Annotated in this window: 18 protein-coding genes and 1 pseudogene; 9 read left to right on the forward strand and 10 right to left on the reverse strand. The window is 68.4% G+C overall.

Features of this window, described 5'->3' with window-relative positions; translation table 11 throughout:
* Window positions 1-196: 196 nt before the first annotated feature.
* Together ACZYVJ_RS13930 and ACZYVJ_RS13935 are read left to right on the forward strand one after the other, a co-directional pair.
* Window positions 197-1,255 carry a PirG gene (locus ACZYVJ_RS13930; protein WP_463831529.1) on the forward strand — a complete coding sequence of 353 codons (1,059 nt, stop codon included), beginning with the start codon at window positions 197-199 and terminating at the stop codon, window positions 1,253-1,255.
* A 129-nt stretch (window positions 1,256-1,384) separates the two neighbouring features.
* Complete coding sequence (locus ACZYVJ_RS13935) at window positions 1,385-3,022, forward strand: N-acetylmuramoyl-L-alanine amidase (RefSeq protein WP_463831530.1); 1,638 nt, start codon at window positions 1,385-1,387, stop codon at window positions 3,020-3,022.
* A 7-nt stretch (window positions 3,023-3,029) separates the two neighbouring features.
* Here ACZYVJ_RS13935 and ACZYVJ_RS13940 read toward each other — a convergent pair whose 3' ends face one another.
* Genes ACZYVJ_RS13940 through ACZYVJ_RS13955 form a run of 4 tightly spaced genes read right to left on the reverse strand, consistent with a single transcriptional unit; the run spans window position 3,030 to window position 6,209 of the window.
* Entirely contained in the window at window positions 3,030-3,845 is an 816-nt protein-coding gene (locus ACZYVJ_RS13940) for an HAD family hydrolase (protein WP_463831531.1), read from the reverse strand.
* 34 nt (window positions 3,846-3,879) lie between these two features.
* Window positions 3,880-4,665: a lysophospholipid acyltransferase family protein gene (locus ACZYVJ_RS13945; protein ID WP_463831533.1), complete on the reverse strand. Its 786-nt coding sequence runs from the start codon at window positions 4,663-4,665 to the stop codon at window positions 3,880-3,882.
* A 14-nt stretch (window positions 4,666-4,679) separates the two neighbouring features.
* Window positions 4,680-5,435 (reverse strand): lysophospholipid acyltransferase family protein, encoded by a 756-nt coding sequence (locus ACZYVJ_RS13950; RefSeq protein WP_463831534.1) that lies wholly within the window; start codon window positions 5,433-5,435, stop codon window positions 4,680-4,682.
* A 6-nt stretch (window positions 5,436-5,441) separates the two neighbouring features.
* Window positions 5,442-6,209, reverse strand: a complete 768-nt coding sequence (locus tag ACZYVJ_RS13955) for a lysophospholipid acyltransferase family protein (protein WP_463831536.1) — start codon at window positions 6,207-6,209, stop codon at window positions 5,442-5,444.
* 200 nt (window positions 6,210-6,409) lie between these two features.
* Here ACZYVJ_RS13955 and ACZYVJ_RS13960 point away from each other — a divergent pair, with 200 nt between their 5' ends.
* On the forward strand, window positions 6,410-7,960 hold the full coding sequence (locus ACZYVJ_RS13960; RefSeq protein WP_463831537.1) for a Rieske 2Fe-2S domain-containing protein: 1,551 nt from the start codon (window positions 6,410-6,412) through the stop codon (window positions 7,958-7,960).
* Window positions 7,957-8,289, forward strand: coding sequence for a hypothetical protein (locus ACZYVJ_RS13965; protein WP_463831538.1), 333 nt, complete (start codon window positions 7,957-7,959; stop codon window positions 8,287-8,289). Before ACZYVJ_RS13960 ends, ACZYVJ_RS13965 begins: the two co-directional genes overlap by 4 nt.
* 52 nt (window positions 8,290-8,341) lie before the next feature.
* Here the strand turns inward: ACZYVJ_RS13965 and ACZYVJ_RS13970 are convergent, their stop codons facing one another.
* The gene (locus tag ACZYVJ_RS13970; protein ID WP_463831539.1) at window positions 8,342-9,907 is read right to left on the reverse strand and encodes a phytoene desaturase family protein; all 1,566 of its coding nucleotides are present in this window, start codon (window positions 9,905-9,907) and stop codon (window positions 8,342-8,344) included.
* Window positions 9,908-9,955: 48 nt separating this feature from the next.
* Window positions 9,956-10,603 (reverse strand): TetR/AcrR family transcriptional regulator, encoded by a 648-nt coding sequence (locus ACZYVJ_RS13975; RefSeq protein WP_463831540.1) that lies wholly within the window; start codon window positions 10,601-10,603, stop codon window positions 9,956-9,958.
* 87 nt (window positions 10,604-10,690) lie between these two features.
* On the opposite strand from ACZYVJ_RS13975, the gene ACZYVJ_RS13980 reads away from it, so the two are divergent.
* Window positions 10,691-11,176 carry a DUF2834 domain-containing protein gene (locus tag ACZYVJ_RS13980; protein WP_463831541.1) on the forward strand — a complete coding sequence of 162 codons (486 nt, stop codon included), beginning with the start codon at window positions 10,691-10,693 and terminating at the stop codon, window positions 11,174-11,176.
* On the opposite strand, the gene ACZYVJ_RS13985 is transcribed toward ACZYVJ_RS13980, so the two are convergent.
* The gene (locus ACZYVJ_RS13985) at window positions 11,173-11,745 is read right to left on the reverse strand and encodes a class I SAM-dependent methyltransferase (protein WP_463831542.1); all 573 of its coding nucleotides are present in this window, start codon (window positions 11,743-11,745) and stop codon (window positions 11,173-11,175) included. The two genes, ACZYVJ_RS13980 and ACZYVJ_RS13985, sit on opposite strands and share 4 nt — an antisense overlap.
* A gap of 79 nt (window positions 11,746-11,824) precedes the next feature.
* Here ACZYVJ_RS13985 and ACZYVJ_RS13990 point away from each other — a divergent pair, with 79 nt between their 5' ends.
* Window positions 11,825-12,574, forward strand: a complete 750-nt coding sequence (locus tag ACZYVJ_RS13990) for an AraC family ligand binding domain-containing protein (protein ID WP_463831543.1) — start codon at window positions 11,825-11,827, stop codon at window positions 12,572-12,574.
* Here ACZYVJ_RS13990 and serS read toward each other — a convergent pair.
* The gene (serS, locus tag ACZYVJ_RS13995) at window positions 12,571-13,839 is read right to left on the reverse strand and encodes a serine--tRNA ligase (RefSeq protein WP_463831544.1); all 1,269 of its coding nucleotides are present in this window, start codon (window positions 13,837-13,839) and stop codon (window positions 12,571-12,573) included. The two genes, ACZYVJ_RS13990 and serS, sit on opposite strands and share 4 nt — an antisense overlap.
* Window positions 13,840-13,951: 112 nt before the next feature.
* Between serS and ACZYVJ_RS14000 the strand changes: the two genes are divergently transcribed.
* The 3 genes and pseudogenes from ACZYVJ_RS14000 (at window position 13,952) to ACZYVJ_RS14010 (ending at window position 15,980) form a co-directional block, all read left to right on the forward strand.
* On the forward strand, window positions 13,952-15,361 hold the full coding sequence (locus tag ACZYVJ_RS14000) for a septum formation family protein (RefSeq protein WP_463831545.1): 1,410 nt from the start codon (window positions 13,952-13,954) through the stop codon (window positions 15,359-15,361).
* A 3-nt stretch (window positions 15,362-15,364) separates the two neighbouring features.
* Window positions 15,365-15,782, forward strand: a pseudogene (locus ACZYVJ_RS14005) (metallopeptidase family protein); the annotation flags it as partial.
* Between the two features lie 6 nt (window positions 15,783-15,788).
* Complete coding sequence (locus tag ACZYVJ_RS14010) at window positions 15,789-15,980, forward strand: hypothetical protein (RefSeq protein WP_463832990.1); 192 nt, start codon at window positions 15,789-15,791, stop codon at window positions 15,978-15,980.
* A gap of 8 nt (window positions 15,981-15,988) precedes the next feature.
* Here ACZYVJ_RS14010 and ACZYVJ_RS14015 read toward each other — a convergent pair whose 3' ends face one another.
* Both ACZYVJ_RS14015 and pheA read right to left on the reverse strand, forming a co-directional pair.
* Window positions 15,989-16,675 carry a histidine phosphatase family protein gene (locus tag ACZYVJ_RS14015; RefSeq protein WP_463831546.1) on the reverse strand — a complete coding sequence of 229 codons (687 nt, stop codon included), beginning with the start codon at window positions 16,673-16,675 and terminating at the stop codon, window positions 15,989-15,991.
* On the reverse strand, window positions 16,672-17,616 hold the full coding sequence (pheA, locus tag ACZYVJ_RS14020) for a prephenate dehydratase (protein WP_463831547.1): 945 nt from the start codon (window positions 17,614-17,616) through the stop codon (window positions 16,672-16,674). Before pheA ends, ACZYVJ_RS14015 begins: the two co-directional genes overlap by 4 nt.
* Window positions 17,617-17,654: the final 38 nt, after the last annotated feature.

The raw sequence follows: 17,654 nt of genomic DNA on the forward strand, positions 1-17,654 counted from the left end.
GGCGTTGACCCTGTGAAGACGGCCGTTGGGGCGCCCGGGCTCCGCGATCACAGTCGGGGTCGCAATTGCCTCACGATTCAATATCACCACTCTAGTAACAGCTTCACCACTCGTACCATCGACCTTGTGTGAATCCCACCAGTCAAAAGCGGTGGGACGCGCCGACACAACACATAGTCAGATAGAGGAGACTTCCGTGCCGAACCGACGCCGACGCAAGCTCTCAACAGCCATGAGCGCGGTTGCCGCCCTGGCAGTGGCGAGTCCTTGCGCGTACTTCCTTGTCTACGAATCGACTGCCGGCAACAAGGCGCCCGAGCACCACGAGTTCAAGCAGGCCGCGGTGATGAGCGACCTGCCCGGCGAGCTGATGGGCGCGCTGTCGCAGGGCCTGTCGCAATTCGGGATCAACATGCCGCCGATACCCGCATTGAACGGGGGCGCGACCGGCTCGCCGGGTCTCGCCAGCCCCGGCCTGGGCACTCCGGGCCTCGGAACCCCCGGGCTGGGGACGACGGGCCTGACCAATCCGGGCGTGACCAGTCCCGGCCTCACCAGTCCCGGCTTGACCAGTCCCGGCTTGACCAGTCCCGGCTTGACGAGCCCGGGCCTGACGAGCCCCGGGATGGCGCCCATGACGCCCGGGCTCACTGCGCCCGGCGCGTTGCCGACCACCCCCGGTGGCGGTGTCGCGACCCCGGGCGCGGGGCTCAATCCGGCGCTGTCGAACCCCGGGCTGACCAGCCCGGCTGGGGTCACACCCGGCCTGGGCGGCCCGGCGATGTCGCCGAGCGAGGTGCCGATCGACTCCGGGGCCGGGTTGGACCCGGGCGCCGGTGGCACCTACCCGATCCTGGGCGACCCGTCGACCTTCGGTAACGCTTCGCCGATCGGCGGCGGCGGTACCGGCCTGGGCGGCGGTTCGGGCACCGGTGGTGCCAGTGGCGGTCTGGTCAACGACGTGATGCAAGCCGCCAACCAGCTGGGTGCCGGCCAGGCGATCGACCTGCTCAAGGGCCTGGTCATGCCGGCCATCACGCAGGGCATGCACGGCGGCGCCGGTGCCGCGGGCGCCCTGCCGGGTGCGGCCGGTGCCCTGCCCGGCGCCGCGGGTGCCCTGCCGGGTGTCGCAGGTGCCCTGCCTGGTGCCGCGGGTGCCCTCCCGGGTGCCGCGGGCGCTCTTCCCGCCGCCGCGGGTGCGGCCGGTGCGTTGCCGGCGGCCGCCGGCGCGGTACCGGCACTGCCCCCGGTCTAGTCCTTTACAAACCCTCCACAAGACGGCACCGCAGAATCATCTGCGGTGCCGTCGATTTTCTGCAGATTCAGCGGCGCGCAATTCGTGTCGTCCCATAGATAACATTAGAATCACACGTAACATCAGCTGGTGTCCCGCAGTCGTGCGCCAACGATGCTGCTCACCGCGATGGCGGCGACCGTCGTCCTCGTCTCGTGGGTGGCGGACACGACACGTGATCGCGGCACCGCAGGCCCGCGGCCCTCGCGCGGCACCCAACTCGTCGAGCAGCCGCTGGTCGGGCTGGGCGCGGGCGTCACGGTTCGCGAGATCAGTCAGGCCACCCCGTTTTCTCTGGTCGCCCTGACGGGCGACCTGGCCGGCACGTCCACCCGCGTGCGCGCGAAGCGCCCCGACGGCTCGTGGGGGACCTGGTATCAGACCGAGTACGAAACCGCAGCGCCCGACGGGGCAGCCCTGACCGGGTCCCTCGAAGGACCGCGCGGCACCGATCCGCTGTTCGTCGGCACCACCACGACTGTCCAGATCGCGGTCACCCGTCCACTCGACGCGGCGGTGACGCAGCCGCCGCCTTCTCCGCCGAGCGTGCAGACCGACCTGGGCTACAAGCCGGCATCCAGGGAACAGCCCTTCGGACAGAACATCTCGGCCGTCCTCATCTCCCCACCGCAAGCGCCGGCGGAAACGCATTGGACGCCACCGGCCGGGGTCTTGATGCCCGGCCAGGCCCCGCCCATCATCAGCCGCGCGCAATGGGGGGCCGACGAGTCGCTGCGCTGCGGTACCCCGCAGTACGACAACGGGATTCGCGCGGCGGTCGTGCACCACACCGCGGGCAGCAACGACTATTCGCCGCTGGAATCGGCCGGCATCGTCAAGGCCATCTACACCTACCACAGCAAGACGCTGGGCTGGTGCGACATCGCCTACAACGCGCTGGTCGACAAGTACGGCCAGGTATTCGAGGGCAGCGCAGGCGGACTCACCAAGGCGGTCGAGGCCTTCCACACCGGCGGATTCAACCGCAACACCTGGGGTGTGGCGATGATCGGCAACTTCGACGACGTGCCCCCCACGCCGATCCAGCTCAGGACCATGGGCCGGCTGCTCGGCTGGCGGCTCGGGCTGGACAGCGTCGACCCCAAGGGCACGGTGCAACTGGAGTCGGCGGGCAGCCACTACACCACCTTTCCGGCCGGCTCCATCGCGACGCTGCCGACCATTTTCACCCACCGTGACGTCGGGAACACCGATTGCCCGGGCAACGCCGCCTACGCGCTGATGGACGAAATTCGTGATATCGCATCACATGTCAACGATCCGCCGGAGGAACTGCTCAAGGCGTTGCAGGGCGGTGCGATCTATGACCACTGGCAGGCGATCGGCGGGATGAGCAGCGTGCTCGGCTCGCCGACCTCCCCGGAGGACGGCGCGGAGGGCGACGCCCGCTTCGTCACGTTCGCCCGGGGCGCGATGTACTGGTCACCCGAGACCGGCGCCCAGCCGGTCACCGGCGCCATCTACGACGCCTGGGGCTCGGAGAGCTACGAGCGCGGCCCGCTCGGCCTGCCGACCAGCGCGGAAATCCAAGAGCCGCTGCAGATTACGCAGAACTTTCAGCACGGCACGCTGAACTACGAGCGGCTGACCGGCAACGTCTCGGAGGTCGTGGACGGGATCACGGTTCCGCTGACCACCGAATCCCCAAGCGGCCCAACGGTGCCGGCCGAACACTTCTCGCTGCCGTCGCACCCGACGCCGACGTGATCGCCCGCTAGAGCCACCAGCGTTCCAGCACCCGGCCCACCCCGTCGTCATTGTTCGCGCTGGTGACCTCGTCGGCGGCGGCCTGCACGTCCGGATGGGCATTGCCCATCGCCACGCCGTGGCCCGCCCAGCGCAGCATCGGCAGGTCGTTGGGCATGTCGCCGAACGCCACCACCTCCTCGGGGGCGATCTCCAGCGGCCGGGCGATCTCGTCGATGCCGGTAGCCTTGCTGGTGCCCAGCGGCACGATCTCGATCAGGCCGTTGTTGGTGGAGTAGGTGATGTCGCCCTCGATGCCGACGTGCTTGGCCAGTTCGGCCGCCATGTCGGCGCTGCGGGCTCCGGATCGGCGAATGAGCAGCTTGATGGCCGGGGCGCTGAGCAGATCCTGGATCGACACCTCGGTGTTGTCCGGGTTCAGCCAGGCATGCTCGTAGCCCGGCGAGCTGACGAACTGCGGCGTCGCCGTGTCATGGGCGCTTTCGCCGATGCGCTCGACGGCCAGGCCCGCGCCGGGTATGACGCGGGTCGCCAGCTCGGCCAGCTCGGCCAGGGTGTCGACGGCCAGCGTGCGGGTCGAAATCACCCGGTCGGTCGCGGCGTCATAGATGACGGCACCGTTGGCGCACACCGAGACTGGCGCGAAACCCAGCGCATCGACGACGGGCCGGATCCAGCGCGGCGGACGGCCGGTCGCCACCACGAACTGCGCACCGGCCGCCACCGCGGCGCGGATCGCGTCGCGGGTGCGCGGAGAGACCTTTTCGTCGTCGTCGAACAGGGTGCCGTCGACGTCGCAGGCGATGAGCGCCGGCAGGGTCATCGGAACCGCCCGCCCCGGCGGCCGGCCGGACCGCTCAATGCCGCCCGCTCTGGCTCTGGCCGGGTCGCGTCACGCCGTCGGTTCCGTACCTCTGCATCCGCTCCTGCAACTCCGACAACCGGATGGCCCGGGAATCCTCCTGGGTGGGCGCGCTGCCGCCCAGCCGCCGCGGTACCCAGTATTCGTCTTTCGGGTGCGGATATTCCTCCTGCACCCGATACAGCAGGTCGTTCATCGCCGAACGCAACAGCAGGTTGAGTTCCTCGGGCGTGCCCCGCGGGGGCAACGGCTGCCCGGCCGCCACGGTGATCGGAACCTTGTTGCGGAACACCTTTTTCGGATGGTCCTTGGGCCAGATCCGGTGCGCGCCCCACACCACGATCGGGACGATCGGCACCTGGGCGTCCAGCGCCATGCGCGCCGCCCCGGTCTTGAACTCGCGCAGTTCGAAACTGCGGCTGATGGTGGCTTCGGGGTGCATCCCGATCAGCTCACCCTCGCGCATGCGTTGCACGGCCACATCGAGGGCGTCGTGTCCGGACCTGCGGTCCACCGGGATCAGCCGGGCATGATTGATGACGTAGTTGACGGCCTTCACGTCGGCCATCTCGGCCTTGATCATGAAGTATGCGCGTCGCTTGCGCTCCCGGACGGCCATCAGCGTCGGGAGCCAGTCGAGGTAGCTCGTGTGGTTCTGGGCCAGCAGGGCGCCGCCGCGCGACGGGATGTTCTGAAGACCGTGATAGGTGAACTTGGTCCCCTGCATCGCGACCATCGGCGGAACGATCCACTCCGCCAACCGGTAGAACCCCTCGGGCATGTCTTCTCCTTCGCCTACTGCGACGGGCGTTCGGGCCTTTTGGCCGAGCGGGCCGCCGCCTCGGTGGCCTCTATGCGGGCGGCGTCCGCCGGCGTTGGCGCTCCGCCGCCCAGCCGGTGCGGCATCCAATACGCCCCGGGCTCGCCCGGGTAGTGCTGTTGCGCCCGGTGCAGCAGGGTGGTCATCGAGTCGCGCAGGGCAGCGTCGGTCTGCGCGATGTCTTCGCGCGCCCGTATCGGCGCGCCTACCTGCACAGTAATGGGTATTTTGGCGCGGCCCACATTCCGCGGGTGATCCTTGGTCCAGATTCGCTGCGCTCCCCAGACGATCACCGGCACGATCGGGACGTCGGCTTCGATGGCCATCCGGGCCGCGCCGGTCTTGAACTCCTTGAGTTCGAAGCTGCGGCTGATCGTGGCTTCTGGATACACCCCGACCAGCTCACCTTCGCGCAACCGCTGCACCGCGACCGCATAGGCATCCGCCCCGGCGCCGCGATCCACCGGGATGGTCCGGGTGTGCTTGATCAGGAAATTGACCGGCTTGACCTGCTGCATCTCGGCTTTGATCATGAACCTCAGGCGACGTCCCCGGCGATGTACGGCAAGCGCGGCGGGCAGGAAGTCGACATAGCTGGTGTGGTTGATCGCCACCACGGCGCCGCCCCGCTCGGGGACCTGCTCCTCACCCCGGTAGGTGATTTTGGTGCCGGTGGCCTTGACCGCCAGTTGAGCCAGGAGCTCCAAAGCGCGGAAGGTCGGCTCCACCATCGATCACTACTCCGACGCCCCTGCGGACCGGCCCCGGCGAGCCGCCCGGGCGGCCGTCTCCTCGGCCTCCAGCTGGGCCGCTTCCGCCAGCGACGGAGCGCCTCCGCCCAACCGGTGGGGCACCCAGAACTCGCCGGCCGGGTGCGGCCCGTAGATCTCCTGCGCGCGCTCCAGCAGATGCTGCATGCGCGAATGCAGCAGGCCCTTCAGTTCCTCGACGCCCAGTGTGGGCTCGATCGGTTCGCCAACCAGCACCGTGATCGGAACCTTAGGTCGCCACAGCTTCTTCGGGTGGTCCTTGGTCCAGATCCGCTGGGCACCCCAGACGATGTGCGGAACGATCGGCACCCCGGCCTCGACGGCCATGCGCACGGCCCCCGATTTGAATTCCTTGATCTCGAAGCTGCGGCTGATCGTGGCTTCGGGGTAGACGCCGACCAACTCGCCGTCCTTCAAGTGCCGGACGGCGGCCTCGAAGGAGGCGGCGCCGTCTTGGCGATTCACCGAAATGTGCCGCAGGCTGCGCATGATCGGCCCGGTGATCTTGTGGTCGAAAACCTCCTGCTTGGCCATGAACCGCACCTTGCGGCCCAGGCCCTGCTTGTAGGCCGGCAGTCCCGCGAAGGTGAAGTCCAGGTAGCCGGTGTGATTGATCGCAATCACCGCACCGCCGGTTTTGGGTAGGTTCTCCACCCCTGTGATGGTGATTTTCAGACCTTGGACACGCCACACCAGGCGGGCGAGCTGAATGACAGTCCCGTAAACCGGTTCCACAGCACTTCAGCCTAATGCTCCCGGCCCGGCGCCGCCCTAACAGCCGGAAATCCCAGGTGGACGGACCGGGTGCGGGTGCGCCGTCACGGGACGTCGATGGCAGGCCGATGGTGTCGGCTCGCGCTAAGCTCGGGGGCTGAAAAGCCGTCATCCCCGGCCGGGGCCGCAGCAGCCTTTGCACCGGCCCCAGGAAGGTATCAGTGCAGGTCACCAGCGTCGGCCACGCCGGGTTTCTGATCCAGACCCAAGCGGGCAGCATCCTTTGCGACCCGTGGGTCAATCCCGCCTACTTCGCGTCGTGGTTCCCGTTCCCGGACAACAGCACGCTGGACTGGGACGACTTGGGTGACTGCGACTACCTCTATGTGTCGCACCTGCACAAGGACCACTTCGACGCGAAGAATCTGGTCGAGCACGTCAACAAGGACGCGGTGGTGTTGCTGCCGGATTTCCCGGTGCCCGATCTGCGAAACGAGTTGGAGAAGCTAGGTTTTCACCGGTTCTTCGAGACCAGCAACTCGGTCAAGCACCGGATCAGCGGTCCGAGGGGCGAGCTCGACGTCATGATCATCGCCCTGCGGGCGCCGGCCGACGGCCCGATCGGTGATTCGGCCCTGTTGGTTTCCGACGGCGCGACAACGGTTTTCAACATGAATGACGCCCGGCCCGTGGACCTGGACGTGCTGGCGTCGGAGTTCGGGCACATCGACGTGCACATGCTGCAGTACTCGGGCGCCATCTGGTACCCGATGGTCTACGACATGCCGGCCCGCGCCAAGGAGTCCTTCGGCGTCCAGAAGCGGCAACGGCAGATGGACCGCGCCCGCCAGTACCTCGCCCAGGTCGGGGCGACGTGGGTGGTCCCGTCCGCGGGGCCGCCCTGCTTCCTGGACCCCGAGCTGCGCGATCTCAACGACGACCACGCGGATCCGGCCAACATCTTCCCCGACCAGATGGTGTTCCTGGACCAGATGCGCAGACACGGCAACGACGGCGGGCTGCTGATGATCCCCGGGTCGACCGCCGACTTCACCGGCTCCACCCTGAATTCGCTGACCCATCCGCTGCCCACGGACGAGGTCGAGGCCATCTTCACCACCGGCAAAGCCGACTACATCGCCGATTACGCCGCACGGATGGCACCGGTCGTCGCCGCGCAGCGGGCCAGCTGGGCGCCGGCCACCGGGGAGCCGCTGCTGGAACCGCTGCGCGCCCTGTTCGAGCCGATCATGTCGCAAAGCGACGAGATCTGCGACGGGATCGGCTATCCCGTCGAGCTGGTGCTCGGACCTGAGACGGTGATCCTGGACTTCCCGAAACGAGCTGTGCGGGAACGCATTCCGGATGAGAAGGTTCGCTACGGCTTCGCGATTGCACCGGAGTTGGTCCGCACCGTGCTGCGCGATGGTGAGCCGGACTGGGTCAACACCATCTTCCTGTCGACCCGGTTCAGGGCCTGGCGAGTCGGCGGCTACAACGAGTACCTCTACACGTTCTTCAAGTGCCTGACCGACGAAAGGATCGCCTACGCCGACGGCTGGTTCGCCGAGACCCACGATGACTCGGCGTCGGTCACGCTGGACGGCTGGGAGATTCAGCGCCGCTGCCCGCACCTCAAGGCCGATCTGTCGAAATTCGGTGTGGTCGAGGGGAACACGTTGACCTGCAACCTGCATGGATGGCAGTGGCGCCTCGATGACGGGCGCTGCCTGACCGCGAAGGGCCACCAACTGCGGAGTTCGCGGGCGTGAACGACTCCTACGACGACGGCCTGGTCCAGCTGGACCGTGCGGCGATCACGTTGCGCCGCTACCACTTTCCATCGGGCACGTCGAAAGTGATTGCACTCGACGCGATCCGAGACTACAAAGCCGAAGACCTGGGGCTGTTCACCCAGCGGTTCCGGATATGGGGCAGCTCGGACTTTCGCCGCTGGCTCCCACTGGACATCGGCAGGCCCTTCAAGTCGAAGCTGATCACCCTCGACGTGCCGGGCACGCGCCCCTCTCCCGCGTTCACCCCGGCCCGTCCCGACGAGTTCACCGCCCTGCTGGACGAACTGCTCCGCCGGCCCGGCTAGGACGCGCGCGACGGCGCGAATGGCCGGCCGCCGCGCCGGCCGTTGGCCACCCCTACCCCGCCTCGCGGTCGGCGAGCGCTTGGCGCGCCGCGTTGTAGCCGGGGATGAAGGTGATCCCCGGGCCGCCGTGGCAGCCCGCGCTGCCCAGATACAGGCCCTCGATCGGGATCGGCTGGCCGAGGAACCCGCGCGGGCCGGGCCGGTTGGGCCCGATCTGGTTGGCGTTCAACAGCCCGTGGCAGTAGTCGCCGCCCGGGGCACCGAACATCACGCTCATGTGCTTGGGCGTGAACGTGGTGTGCCGGATGATGCTGCGTTCGAAATTCGGGGCGAGCCGGGTGATCTTGTCGATCACCCGCTGGCCCATCTCGACCTTGGCCTGCCCGTAATCCATCTCGCCCTCGATCGGGAAGAACAGCGCGAACGCCGATGCGGCGTGCTTTCCCTCCGGGGCCAGGTCCGGGTCGTTCTGCGACGGGATCTGCAACACGACCGTCGGGTCGGCCGGAACGATTCCGCGCCGCGCGTCCTCCCATTGCTGCTGGACTTCCTCCGGCGTGCAGAACAGGCCGATCGAGGCCTGCATGGCCGGCTCGTTGAGGGCCTCGTAGGGCGCGGTGAAAACGGGCGCCTCCTCGAGAGCGAAGTGCATCTGCAGGTAGCTGCCGCGGTGGTCGATGCGCGCATAGCGTTCCCGGATGTCGGCGGGCAGCGCGCCGTGTTCGATCATCTCGTTGAGCGTGACGTCCGGGGCGATGCCCGAGACCACGATCGGGGCGCTCAACGTCTCGCCCGCCTCGGTGCGCACCCCGGTCACCCGTCCTTCGGCGACCAGGATCTCGGTCACCTTGGTGCGCAACCGAAGTTCGCCGCCGTGGTTTTGCAGCACGTCGCACAGGTGCGAGGTGAGCGCGCCGATGCCACCGCGCAACTTCTTCATCTGCATGGTGTCGCCGTCGGGCACGCCGAGGCCGAAGGCGAGCGCAGCGGCGCTACCGGGCGTGGACGGCCCCCGGTAGAGCGTGTTGACGGCCAGCACGGTCATCGAGCCGCGGATCGCGCCGAACTTCTCGCGGTCCGGCAGGTAGCGGTCCAACACGTCGGTGACCGAGCCGAACAGCATGTCGTCGATCGCCGAGCGTTCGAATTCGTTTGTCGCACAGGCATACATCTCATCGATGCTCTTGGGTGGCGTGCCGGCTTCGAACCGGCCCAGCGCCCGCGTGGGCCCCTGACTCCAGGCCATCAGCCCCGCCATGCCGTTGACGGCGTCCGCGCCGTGCACCTCGTTGAGATGGGTGAACAGCTTGATGGGGTCGCTGTACTGCACCAGCGGATCGTCGCCGACGCCGCGCACCGCCACCGACATCACGTCCAGGTCGATCGTCGGCAGGGTGTCCAGGCCCAGCTCGTCGACCACCACCTGGGACGTCGGGAATTGCACCGAGCCGGCGATCTCGAACTGGTACCCGTCGAAAAGCTCGACGGTGGAAGCCATGCCGCCCGCGTAGAGCTTGGGATCCAGGCACACCGTCCGCAGACCGGCCTTCTGCAGCAGCACGGCCGCGGTCAGCCCGTTGTGGCCCGCGCCGATAACTATCGCGTCGTAATCAGTCATGTCCTGCCCTCCGGAATGGAGGCTCGCACGACGCCAAAGTTTTGTCAATTATGACGAAACTTCACGGGCGGTCGCCGTGACCCAGGAGTCGGTGATCCCCGCCCGAAGCGACTCCAGCGCCGCGTGACACAGCCGCGCGAGTTCGCCCAGCGACCGCTCGTCGCTCTCCATCCAGACCTCCATCGCGCCGAACACCGCGGCAGCAATGCATCTGGCGGTGACGGCGGTCCGCACCCGTTGGTCCGCCGTCGGATCCGCGGCTCCGTTGGCCCCGCGACTGCGCCGTTGCAGCTGCGCGCCAATGGCGTCGGCGAAGTCGGCCTGGACCTCCCGGATGTGGCGGACGATGCGGCCGGGGTCCAGCTCGTCTTGCCGCAGGGCGGCGATCTTGGTGACGGCGTCGACGTCATAAGGGAACGAGAAGATGGCCGCCTGCACCGAGTCGATGATGGGCTCTTCGGCCGGCCTGGCGTCCAGGGCGGAGCGAAACCAGTGCAGCCCGGTGTAGTCGGCGAACAGCAGATCGTGCTTAGAGCTGAAGTGGCGATAGAACGTCCGCAGCGACACCCCGGCGTCGGCGGCGATCTGCTCGGCCGACGTGTCTTCCACCCCCTGGGCCAGGAATCGCACCAGCGCGGCCTGCCGCAACGCTTCGCGAGTGCGCTCGCTGCGCGCCGTCTGCGCGGGCCTGACCATGGGAAGAAGGTACCAAGCCGGTGGAGTTGCCAGTGCGCTTCTTGTGTCAATATTGACAAAACTTTGCGGCGGGGGTGAGACTGCCCCATGGTCTCGCTACTCACTCACGCGGTACTCGGCCTGGCGGTCATCAGCTGGATCGTGATGGCCAACAGAGGAGTTTTCGCCCGGCCGGCCAACGGCCCGCTCTTTTCGCCAATGGAAGTCGTGTACTACGTCGTCGGCATCGCGTCGGTCGCCCTCGGCTGGTATTTCAACGTCACCTACGTGCAGGAGTACGCGCACGGATCCACCAACCCGCTCTGGGGTGAACACGGCAGCTGGCTCGAATACATCAAGCTGATGTTCACCAACCCGGCCGCCAGCTCGGCCAGCCAGGACTACACGATCGCCAATGTTGTTTTGCTGCCGATCTTTACGATCGTGGACGGCTACCGCCGCGGTCTGCGCCACCCATGGCTGTACTTCGTGTCCAGCTTGTTCACCAGCTTCGCATTCGCGTTCGCGTTCTACTTCGCGACCATGGAACGCCAGCGCCGGCACGAACGCGACCGCGCGACGGTCAACGCCTAGCCGACGGGCTTGGTGGCCCGCCACTTCTGCCGGCCGCCCTTGACGTCGGTGTGGACGTCGGTGAATCCCGCGGCTCGGAGCCGCCCGGGGAGGTCGCTCGGTGCGATCGGGTTGTAGGTGTCCGCGAGGTGAATCAGCCGGAACGCCAGCGACGGGACGCCGTCGCTGCCGGCGAAGGCCCCTCCGGGTTGCAGTACCCGGAACGCCTCGGCGAACAGGCGGTCCTGCAACTCCGGGCGGGGAACGTGGTGCAGCATCGTGAAGCACACCACCGAGGTGAAATGGTCTGCGGGCAAACCGGTTTCGCCGCCGTCGCCGTGGATGATGCGCGCCCGGTCACCATATAGGCGCTGCAGGCGATCGGCCATCACGGCATCCACTTCGACTGCGGTGAGCGACGCGGTGCGGTCAAGCAGGGCCCGCAGCGTCGCCCCGTATCCGGGGCCGATTTCCAGAGTGCGCGTGCCCAATTCGACCTCCCGCAGCGCCCAGGGCAACAGCTGATCGGCCACCGCCTTCTCCCAGCCCGCTGAGCTGCACCGGCGGCGGTGCAGGAGATTCATCGCCATCGGGATCCCGCCTTTCTGTAGGTCACCCCGAACGCTATTCGACCACCCGGCCTGCGGGCTTCCGATATCCTGCCTAGATATGTCGGAATTCAGCCACCACGGCCCGGCGACATCGTCGCAGACGTTGCCGTCGGGAGCGCAGATCGAACGGCACCGACATCCCCTGCACCAGATCGTCTATCCGTCGTCGGGCGCGGTCTCGGTGACCACCCCGGCGGGAACCTGGATCACGCCGGCGAATCGTGCCATCTGGATACCGGCGGGTTGCTGGCACGAACACAAGTTCCACGGCACCACGCAGTTTCACGGCGTTGCGCTGGACCCCGACCGATATCGCCGCGGCCCCGCGGCGCCCGCCGTGTTGGCGGTCAATCCATTCATGCGCGAGCTGATCATCGTGTGTTCGCAAACCGATGGCACCGACACCGACGAGCATCACCGGATGCTGGCCGTGCTGCACGATCAGTTGCAGGCGACCAGCGTCGCGGAGCCGCTGTGGATTCCCACCCCCGTCGACAGCCGGCTGCGTCAAGCTTGCGCGTTGATCGCCGACAACCTGCGAGAGTCGTTGACGCTGCAGCAGATCGGCGACCGGATCGGCGTCGGCCAGCGCACGCTGAGCCGCCTGTTCAGCGACGAGTTGGCCATGACGTTCCCGCAATGGCGCACCCAGCTTCGGCTGCAACACGCCCTGGTGCTGCTCGCCGAGCGGCGCGATGTCACGTCGGTGGCGGCCGAATGTGGTTGGGCCACAGCGAGTGCCTTCATCGACAGCTACCGGCGAGCGTTCGGGCACACCCCCGGCCAGCTGGCCGGCAAGACCCGCTAGCCAATGGTGGTGGGGGGCTCCAGCACTTCGGCGCCGACGAACGGCACCAGCGCCTCGGGCACCCGCACGCTGCCGTCGGGCTGCTGGTGGTTCTCCAGGATCGCCACCAGCCACCGCGTGGTGCCCAGCGTGCCGTTCAGCGTCGCGGCGGTCTGCGGTTTGCCCGCCTCGTCGCGATACCGGGTGGCCAGCCGGCGGGCCTGGAACGTGGTGCAGTTCGACGTCGACGTGAGCTCGCGATAGGCGCCCTGCGTGGGAACCCAAGCCTCACAATCGAACTTGCGCGCGGCCGACGAGCCAAGATCGCCCGCCGCGACATCGATCACCCGGTACGGCACCTCGATGCGGGCCAGCATCTCACGCTGCCAGCCCAGCAGCCGCTGGTGTTCGGCCTCGGCGTCGGCGGGCGTGCAGTAGACGAAGCCCTCGACCTTGTCGAACTGATGCACCCGGATGATGCCGCGGGTGTCCTTGCCGTAGCTGCCGGCCTCGCGGCGGAAGCACGACGACCATCCCGCGTATCGCAGCGGCCCGCCGGACAGGTCCAGGATTTCGTCGGAGTGGTAGCCGGCCAGCGGCACCTCCGAGGTGCCCACCAGGTACAGATCGTCGGCCTCCACACGGTAGACCTCGTCGGCGTGGGCGCCCAGGAATCCGGTGCCGGCCATCACCTCCGGGCGCACCAACACCGGCGGGATCATCGGGATGAAACCGTTCTCGACGGCCAGGCGCAACGCCAGCTGCAACAGGCCCAGCTGGAGCAGCGCACCCTTGCCGGTCAGGAAGTAGAACCGCGACCCGGACACCTTGGCCCCGCGCTGCATGTCGATGAGCCCGAGCGATTCCCCGAGCTCCAGGTGGTCCTTCGGGTTGTCGATCGCCGCCGGCTCGCCGACCACGTCCAGCACGGCGAAGTCGTCCTCCCCACCGGCGGGCACACCGTCGATGACGACGTTGGAGATCGCCATGTGCGCCGCGGTGAACGCCGTCTCCGCGTCGGCCTGGGCAGTCTCGGCGGCCTTCACCTGCGCGGCCAACTCCTTGGCGCGCGCCAACAACGCCGGGCGCCCGTCGGGGGACGCGGCGCCGACGCTCTTGCTGGCGGCCTTCTGCTCGGCGCGCAGAGAGTCGGCCGACGTAATCGCGGCCCGGCGGGCGGCGTCGGCGGTCAGCAGGGCATCTACCAGCGTCGGGTCCTCGCCACGAGCGAGTTGGGAGCGGCGCACGACGTCGGGGTCATCCCGGAGCTGCTTCAGGTCGATCACGGCCCTGAGACTACTTTCACCGCTTCCGGCCGGCTGGCGGAGCATCCACCCCGGCTCACCGCAGGACTCACATCAGTAACTTTTGTCACGCGTCTCAGGTGCTGCTGTCAGAATGGAGCGGATGTCGCAAGCGCCCGAGAAGGAACGTTCGGAAGCCCGGGAACGCCGGGCCGTCGAGTCGTCCGTCGCCTCGACCGATGAGTCGTCCGGTCAGCAGCCGTCCGCCTTCGGCTGGCCGCGCAGCCTGCAGGCCCGGGCGACCCGGCGCGCGCTACTGCTGACCGCACTGGGCGGCCTGTTGATCGCCGGGCTGGTCACCGCGATCCCGATCGGTGGTACCGGGTCGGGGCGGTTCCTCGACAGCAGCCCGGTGCGCAGCACCGGCACCAAGAGCGACGCCGCCTTCAACCGGGCCTCGCCCGGCGAGTGCCTGATGTGGCCGGACACCACCCCGGAATCGGCCAAGATCGTCAACTGCGGCGACGACCACAAGTTCGAGGTCGCCGAATCCATTGACATGCGAACCTTCCCTGGCTCGGAGTACGGGCCCAACGCCGCGCCCCCGACGCCCGCGCGCATCCAGCAAATCACCCAAGAGCAGTGCGAGGCCGCCGTGCGCACCTACCTCGGCCCCAAGTTCGATCCGAACAGCAAGTTCACCGTCAGCCTGCTGTGGCCCGGCGACCGCGCCTGGCGCCAAAGCGGCGACCGTCGCATGCTGTGCGGCCTGCAACTGCCCGGTATGAACAACCAGCAGCAGCCGTTCAAGGGCAAGGTCGCCGACGTCGACCAGTCCAAGGTGTGGCCGGCGGGCACGTGCCTGGGTATCGACCCGGCGACCAACCAGCCGACCGATGCGCCGGTCTACTGCGCGGCGCCGCACGCGATGGAGGTCACCGGCACGGTCAACCTGGCCGAGAAGTTCCCCGGCGCCCTGCCCGCCGAACCCGACCAGGACGGCTTCATCAAGGACTCCTGCACCAAGATGACCGACGCGTACCTGGCGCCGGTCAAGCTGCGCACCACCACCTTGACGCTGATCTACCCGACGGTGCCGCTGGCCAGTTGGACGGCGGGTAGCCGTGAGGTGGCCTGCAGCATCGGCGCGACGCTGGGCAACGGCGGCTGGGCCACCCTGCTGAACAGCGCCAAGGGTCAGCTGCTGATCAACGGCCAACCGCCGGTGGCGCCGCCCGACATTCCCGAAGAGCGGCTCACCATGCCGCCGATTCCCCTGCAGGTCCCGGCGCAGGCGCCGTCGAGCCAGTCGGGCTCGGGTGCCGGCTCCGGCTCGGCCCCGGAGATCCCGCCGAACAACCAGCACCTGCCCGGGCAGCAGCCCGCTCAGCAACCCCAGCAGGCGCCGCAGCAAGCACCCGCCCAACAGGCGCCGCCGCCGGCGGATAACGGTGCACCGCCGGCCAATCCGGCGCCCGAGGCGCCTGCTCCTCCGCCCCCGCCACCGCCACCGGCGAACCCCGCCCCTGAGGCACCGCCCGCCGAGCCCCCGCCGGGAGGCTAGCGGGTGTCCGTGCGGATGGATCCGCAGCGCTTCGACCAACTGGTCTCCGACGCCCTCGACCTGATCCCGCCCGAGCTGGCGGCCGCCATGGACAACGTCGTCGTGCTGGTCGAGGGCCGCCATCCCGAGGACGCCGAACTTCTCGGGCTGTACGAGGGGGTGGCTCTGACCGAACGCGACTCCGACTACTTCGGCTCGTTGCCGGATGCCATCACCATCTACCGCGACGCGCTGCTGGACGTGTGCGAATCCGACGACGAGGTCGTCGAGGAGGTGGCCGTCACCGTGATCCATGAGATCGCTCACCACTTCGGCATCGACGACGACCGGCTGCACGAGCTGGGCTGGGCCTGACGACCTCGCACGCCCGCCGGATTCCGGGCGCGGCATCCCGGATTTGTCCGCGCCGGGTGCTATGAACTCAACTATGAGCATTGACTGCCGCGACTGCCGGGCAGGCTTAGATCACTGTCACGGCACCATCATTCGCCACGCGCTGCACCGTTCGGAATGCACGGAGCCGGACTGCTTCACTCCTGAGTTGTTGCCGCACGCCTTCGTCATCGACTGCGACACCGTCGGCTGCGCATGCACCGAGGTGATCGCGCTGGCCGTCTGACCGACAGGTCAGCCCATCGGATCGGCGCTTGACCGCACCGCGTCCGCGACTGGGGTCGCCTCTTCCTGCGGGTAGAACGGCGGCGTCAAGGTTCCCCAGCGCACGCAGCTCCACCGCCCGTCGGTGATCGGGGTCAACGCCACCGATTGGGCATTGTCCAGGTGGTTGTCCAGCGCGAACTCGGCTTCCACGCCGGCCAGCACCGCGGCGGCCAGCCGGATCGCGGCGCCGTGACTGACGAGAACGATGTCGCCGTGGAAGTCGTGGTCGTCGAGATAGCGCAAGCGCAGGTCGGTGAGCACCGGGACGTACCGGTCCAGCACGTCGTTGCCGGTTTCGCCACCGGGAAGCGCGACATCGAGTTCGCCGCGGTGCCAACGCTCGTAGATCGCGTTGAACTCGGCGACCGCGTCGTCGTCGTTGCGGTTTTCCAGCCGCCCTACCTGAACCTCGTGGACGCCGGCCACCTCGATGGGCGGCACCTCGACCTGACCCCCGATCACGGCGGCGGTCTGCAGGGCGCGGGTGGCGACCGAGTGCGCGAGCATCGCCGGCCGCCCCGACCCCTGGGCGAACGCGCGGGCCTGGTCCCGGCCCAACGGGGTCAGCTCCGCCCCAGGCGGGCGCGTGTCGAGCCGACGCTCGACGTTTCCGAATGACTGGCCGTGTCGCACCAGGATCAATCGACCGCTCACCCCGGCGACCCCCCCTCGCCGGGCCTGCCGTCGCGCAGCTGCGCCAGCCAGCGCGCGCCCTCGTCTGCCGACGGCGGTAACGCCCCGGCGGGTGAGCCGGTGGGCCAGGACCCCAGGTATCGCACATCACCACAACGACGGTGCAGCGCTCTGAGTGCCTCGGCGACGGCATCGTCGTCGATGTGGCCCACACAGTCGGCGAAAAACCGGTAGGTGCCGAGTCCGGTTCGGGTCGGCCGGGATTCGATGCGGGTCAGGTCGATGCCACGGACCCCGAATTCGGCGAGCGCGGCCAGCAGCGCCCCGGGCGCGTTGTCGATGCGCAGCACCACCGAGGTGCGGTCGGCTCCGGTGCGGGCCGGCGGTGGCCCCGGCCGGCCGACCAGAAGGAAACGGGTGCGGGCGTTGGATTCGTCGACGACACCCTCGGCCAGGGTGTCCAGCCCCCAGCGAGTGGCGGCCAGCGGCGAGGTCACCGCGGCGTCGGCGTGTCCCTCGGCCACCTGCTGGGCGGCGTCGGCGTTGGAGTACGCGGGCCGCAGCTTGGCGTCGGCCAGATTGGCGGCCACCCACTGCCGCACCTGGGCCGCCGCCACACCGAAGGCCGCCAGCGTCCGCACGTCCGCCGCGCTGCGGCCGGGTTTGACGACGATGCTGAACGCGACGTCCAGCGTGGTTTCGGCGAACACCTGCAGGGGTGATCCGATGGCCAGGCTGTCCAGGGTGGGCGTCACCGAACCGTCGATCGAATTCTCGATAGGGACGCAGGCGTAGTCGGCGGCGCCATCGCGCACGGCGTCCAGCGCCGCGGAAGTGCTGTCGACCGGCGAGGGTTCGACTCCACCCGGACCCTGCCCGGGCACCAGGCCGGCGGCGGTGATCTGTCGCAGCGCCGCCTCGGTGAATGTCCCCTCCGGACCGAGGTAAGCGATGCGGGCCACGTCCCAACCCTAGCGGCGTGCAGGCCAGAAAACCCTTG

The organism is Mycobacterium sp. IDUB_3 (assembly GCF_055419585.1).